Source organism: Psychromonas hadalis ATCC BAA-638 (assembly GCF_000420245.1).
Classification (GTDB): domain Bacteria; phylum Pseudomonadota; class Gammaproteobacteria; order Enterobacterales; family Psychromonadaceae; genus Psychromonas; species Psychromonas hadalis.
Window position 1 is genome coordinate 1 of the sequence record NZ_ATUO01000217.1, and the last position, 5002, is coordinate 5002.

The following is a 5002-nucleotide window of genomic DNA, read 5'->3' on the forward strand; positions in this document are numbered from 1 at the left end:
CCAAATTTAATTGCAATTTCCGCTTTTAATGCTTCTTTACTATAACTTTTTTCTGCTGTTGCCATCATCTCCATCACTTGATGACCATGAATCGATTCGCTCATGTTTTTTACCTTTTATTATTCATTTAAAGCACTATAACCAAGTGATTGACTCAAGTATTGATTTAGGACATATAATACCAATCCGCATAAGTATCTGATCTATCTTGTTGGTTAAAATAATAAATAGCGACGTTGCATTCAATCGCAATAGCTAGCTATTACTCAATCATGCACCTTGCTCTTCATCATTTTTCCTCAACAAGCCCTGATCACAATATTATGCGGAATGGTATAAATGAAAAAAGGCGAATACCGTTAAGTATCCGCCTTTTTATAGTCTTAATGTTCATTCCATTGATTGTTTCCACACCCTTGTGGTTCCCTGACAATTGCTAATCTAAGCAGTTTCCCATTTCTTGTTCCCTGAGAGTGTCCTTGATCCTTGTTAACAATCCTATTGTAACCGCTTCTGCCTTGAAGGTGTCCTTGCTCTAAATCCCTTAGAGTGTCCATGAATCCCTATTAGCAATAAATCCTATTGCGCCTTTCTTGCAAATTAATTGCCCAGAAAGTGTTCCTTGATCGATGCTCCAAGCTTTTCCTTACCCAATCCGTTTGAGTTTCCTTAAATCCATGATGCAATTGAATCTATTGCAGCGCTTTTATCCTAAAGCATCCTTTAAATACAGCTCCAAGCTTTTATCCTTTTACCAATCCGTCTGGTATTCCTACTATCCGTAATACAAATTCTATTGCAACCTCTTCTGAGGTGTTCCTATTAAATGCTTTCCTAGCTTGTTAACGCGAAATCCCATCTCTGCGCTTTATCCCTTAACTTGTAAACAAGTATAAACAGCTAAGAAAAAGAGAAACAACATATTTTAATAATTACTTGGCACAAGTGTAAATATTATCATGGGAATTAATTTAAACATAATAAAATCAACAAGATACACGAAACTTACATTTTTTTGTTAGCGATAACAATCGTTATAAAAGGTGGAAGTCTCCGCTTGAAATAGCGGATCTCTTACAAACCAAAAGCGCCCCCTTATGAGTAGCAAAAATCAGTAATTATTTAACCACCCACTGACCCGTACTATTTTGAATATACTGCCCTGCAGGCGTTTTTTTGATGGTTTTTTCTCCCGCTAAAAGAGAAACCTGTTTAACTGTCATGCTATTTTTTTCTGCGATTTGGGCATATTTATCAAGGCGACGTTGGTTAATATCTTTCACTAATGCCTCCACCTCAAGGGAGCTTTCTACCACACCCAATAAACCATTATTTTGCTCTCCAATGATACCTTGCTCTTTGGCATCGCCAAGATCGAGTGCAAATGTTGAAATACTTAGTATTAGTGTGCATAAAACAAATAACTTTTTCATTTTTATCTCTCTTTCAATTTATCTTGATTGACGGAATAAAATTTAATACTCAAAACTAGAACAGGCCACTATCTTCATCAAATAGATCATCAAGCTCTTTATCTATTTTAATACGGATTTCATGGTCTATTTTCACATTGAGGTTGATGGTAATAGGCTCACTGGGCATCGCAAGCTCAATACGTGGCGTACAAGCAGACACTAAAAACAGGGCTAATACCAGTAGGTAAGGGTTAGTTGGCACTAATATCTCTCCTTTATATTGCGCGTTAATTGGTCGTTAAAACGTAGGCTTTTTAACAGTTTTAAAATATTTTCTTGATGTGAATAGTTAAAGTGAATAGGTTGAGCACCACTTATATTAGGGCTTATTCCTTTAATTTCAATTTTTAAATCACTCTCTCCATCACTAGTATACTCGATACGACCCTGCATAGTATCAAACTGAAAATTTGATAATAATTGCATGACGAATGAAACGTCAGCATTACCATTTCCCATCGCCTTAATCACGGTACTTTCAGGGACTTTAATGTAACCACCCGGTGGCCTAGCAAAAATCATACCCTCTGTAATTTCAGGGCCATTAATCGTTAAACTTAAAGGTAACATGCCATCAATGATTGCCTTACTTTGTATCTCAGGATAGGCACTGAATTTAATAATTTCAGACAAACTTACACCGGCAATATTCAATATGGTTTGACTCGGTGGAGTCAGTTTAAAATCATCAAAATCCAGCCGTCCGCCTAATAATCTAGCTTTGAAATGTTGCACAATAGGCTCACCTGCATTTATCTGAGCATCTATTTGCAACGCTTGAATAGGTACACCTACAAATAAATTTTCAATTTTAAGCTGTTGCTTATCTTTTTGAATCATTATCTTTTTATCGATAAAATAATCAAGATCACTGCTAAAACTCAGACCATCAAATAAAATATCATCATGTTTCCCTGCGACATCATCCGCACTCAGTGAACTCACAAAAGTAACCGTTTTCTGTTTACGCTGATATTTAACCAATAAATTCAGTTTAATCATCCCCTTCTCTATTTCGAAAAGATCTAAACCATCAACATAACGAGCAGATGCTTTCACTAAGGTGTGAAGAATAATATGATTTTCTAAAAGCTGTAACTGTACCTTTTCTGAATCAATAAAAAGCTTGCCGGTTAATTTTTGATTAAGTAGCGCTACAGTCCAGTCTACTAGTAGGGAGTTCTCTTTTCCACGGGTAATTAACTGCATAAAAAGAGGCGGTAATTTTTGTTTATCAATACGAATACGCCGACTTTTTCCGCGCGGTACTTTTGTTAACAGAGTACTTGAACCAATACGCAAATGTAGGGGTAATTTTTCTATTTTTAATTGCTCATAATTAAAAAAAGCAGGCGCTGATAGTTTGAGTTTGATATACGATGTTTTCCAACTCTGCTTTTCTGAAAGAGAAATCGTCACCTTTTTTGCATTCACTAAAAGTGCAGAAAGGGTGATGTTTTGTTTCAACAGATCCACATGGCCAGATGCTGATAAACTTAATCGTTGCGCAAACTCTGCAACCTCCCCATGCCATTCAATATTAAATTTTCCTTGAAACCAACGGTTAAGATCACTCTGATAATGTACGGTTAAGTTGTTGTTTAAATAACGCTGTTGTGGCTCTGTTAAATCGATATAACGAGATAGTTTTTGTAACTTAACAACCACTTCGATGGTTAATTTTTTCGTAGTAAGGTCAAGGGTTAACTTGGCCTTTAACAGATCATTGATAAGTGTGGAAAATAGTGCAGAGTCTGTTTTTGTAAGAAAGAGACTGCTGGAAAAGGTATTTTTAAATAGATCAGAAAACAGGTTAATGGTTTTAAAACGTAACTTAAAAGAGGGTAGCTGACCAATCTGGGTAAACAGTTGTTTAACCAGATCATTTTTCTGCGTTTCTGAGAGTGCACGATTATTCTGAGCATCACTTTGACCACAGTCTAGATCCCAGTTAAGCAGGCCAATATCACTGTTTATCTGCCCATCACTTTTATCTACCTTTAAATCGTTAATTTGATTTTGAGGACAGTTTTTATCTGGCTGTAATTTTTTTATATTTACCGTTAATAGGGGTAACCATGTTAACTTTTCAAGCGAGGTTGCCTCTGTTAGTGGTGCAATAATCAATAGGCTTAAAGCACAGATGAAAGCGGCAAGTCCCTTGCCAAATAAACGCATAGTGAACTACTGTCCCCACTCGATAATGCCATCTATCTGTTTACCATCTTCGCTGACAATAAGCCATTTTATATGTTTTTCACGCATCAACTCCTCGGCTTCACAAAGGCGCGTATCAGAAGAGATAAAACAGGGCGTTTTATTCATCAATTCACTCGCAAGTGTATCATTGATATTTTTCCCTGATATTAAAAATCGACGTAAATCGCCATCAGTAATAACCCCTTGTAATTGCTTATCTTTCATCACTAAAGCAAGCCCTGTACGGGTTTCTGTCATCACTAACAGTGCATCAGTTAATGAAGTATCAGTGTCAACAAACGGTAAATTTTCACTGCGCATCTCATTTTTAACAAAAGTTAATAAACGTCGTCCTAAACTGCCACCGGGGTGAAAACGAGCAAAGTCCATTGGGGTAAAGCCTTTTTCAAGAGTCAGTACAGAAGAGAGTGCATCACCAATAACAAGCGTCAATGTCGTTGATGTGGTTGGCGCTAAGTTATTAGGACAAGTCTCTTTTTCAATGCTTGCATCTAAGACCACATCTGAATTCTTGGCTAACGATGAATCCACTCCCCCCGTTATAGAGATGATTTTATTACCAAAATTTTGCAGTGATGGAATAATTTTTAACAGTTCATCTGTTTCACCACTGTAGGAGATAAGTAACATCAGGTCATCCGCCATGACCATACCTAAATCACCATGGAACGCTTCACCCGGATGTAAAAAAAATGAGGGTGTACCTAAAGAGGCTAAACTCGCTGATATTTTTTTACCAATATGTCCCGACTTCCCCATACCACAAACAATCACACGTCCAGTGCAATTTTTCATCAGCGCTAATGCTTGCAGGTATTCATCACCTAATGCTTTGCTATGCGCTGAAATTGCTTGGCATTGCACATCAAAAACATTACGTACTTCTTTTAATAGTTGTTTTTTAGAAAGCGAAAATTGGGTCATAAAAATTCCTTAAAGTCAGTCCGTTAAGTTTACTTATCTTTAACTATTTGGAAAGCGATAAAAGGAAGTTATTAGCAGGTAATTCTTAACAAGTAATGATGAAAGGCACTTTGCAAGGGAGTCGTTGTTATTTCTGAAAGGGTAAGTAGGGCTAAAGTCCTACGTCTAATAACCATTTGGATTGGATTTGGAAGGTGCTCAGCATGATGAAATTTGAACTTACTGAATAGCCCCATTATCTTAAAACAGCGCGCTACATTAGTGTTTAGATTGTACTTGAAAAGAGGGTTACTGAATAGCCCCATTGTCTTAAAACAGCGCGCTACATTAGTGTTTAGATTGCACTTGAAAAGAGGGTCGGTATGATCTTACTGAATAGCCCC

Annotated in this window: 5 protein-coding genes; all 5 read right to left on the bottom strand. The window is 36.8% G+C overall.

What is annotated here, in order from left to right:
- Positions 1 to 104 (bottom strand): DUF2492 family protein (locus G322_RS24625; protein ID WP_022943002.1); only part of this gene is annotated, 104 nt, incomplete at its 3' end.
- A gap of 1014 nt (positions 105 to 1118) precedes the next feature.
- On the bottom strand, positions 1119 to 1433 hold the full coding sequence (locus G322_RS0117550) for a YdbL family probable chaperone protein (RefSeq protein WP_022943004.1): 315 nt from the start codon (positions 1431 to 1433) through the stop codon (positions 1119 to 1121).
- Between the two features lie 55 nt (positions 1434 to 1488).
- Positions 1489 to 1677 (bottom strand): YnbE family lipoprotein, encoded by a 189-nt coding sequence (locus tag G322_RS0117555; protein WP_022943005.1) that lies wholly within the window; start codon positions 1675 to 1677, stop codon positions 1489 to 1491.
- Complete coding sequence (locus tag G322_RS0117560; protein ID WP_022943006.1) at positions 1677 to 3653, bottom strand: intermembrane phospholipid transport YdbH family protein; 1977 nt, start codon at positions 3651 to 3653, stop codon at positions 1677 to 1679. Before G322_RS0117560 ends, G322_RS0117555 begins: the two co-directional genes overlap by 1 nt.
- Before the next feature lie 6 nt (positions 3654 to 3659).
- Positions 3660 to 4619: a KpsF/GutQ family sugar-phosphate isomerase gene (locus G322_RS0117565; RefSeq protein WP_022943007.1), complete on the bottom strand. Its 960-nt coding sequence runs from the start codon at positions 4617 to 4619 to the stop codon at positions 3660 to 3662.
- Positions 4620 to 5002: the final 383 nt, after the last annotated feature.

Excerpts from the sequence above, each read along its gene's own strand:
- G322_RS0117550 (WP_022943004.1), bottom strand. The coding sequence starts at position 1,433 with ATGAAAAAGTTATTTGTTTTATGCACACTAATACTAAGTATTTCAACA.
- G322_RS0117560 (WP_022943006.1), bottom strand. The coding sequence starts at position 3,653 with ATGCGTTTATTTGGCAAGGGACTTGCCGCTTTCATCTGTGCTTTAAGC.
- G322_RS0117565 (WP_022943007.1), bottom strand. The coding sequence starts at position 4,619 with ATGACCCAATTTTCGCTTTCTAAAAAACAACTATTAAAAGAAGTACGT.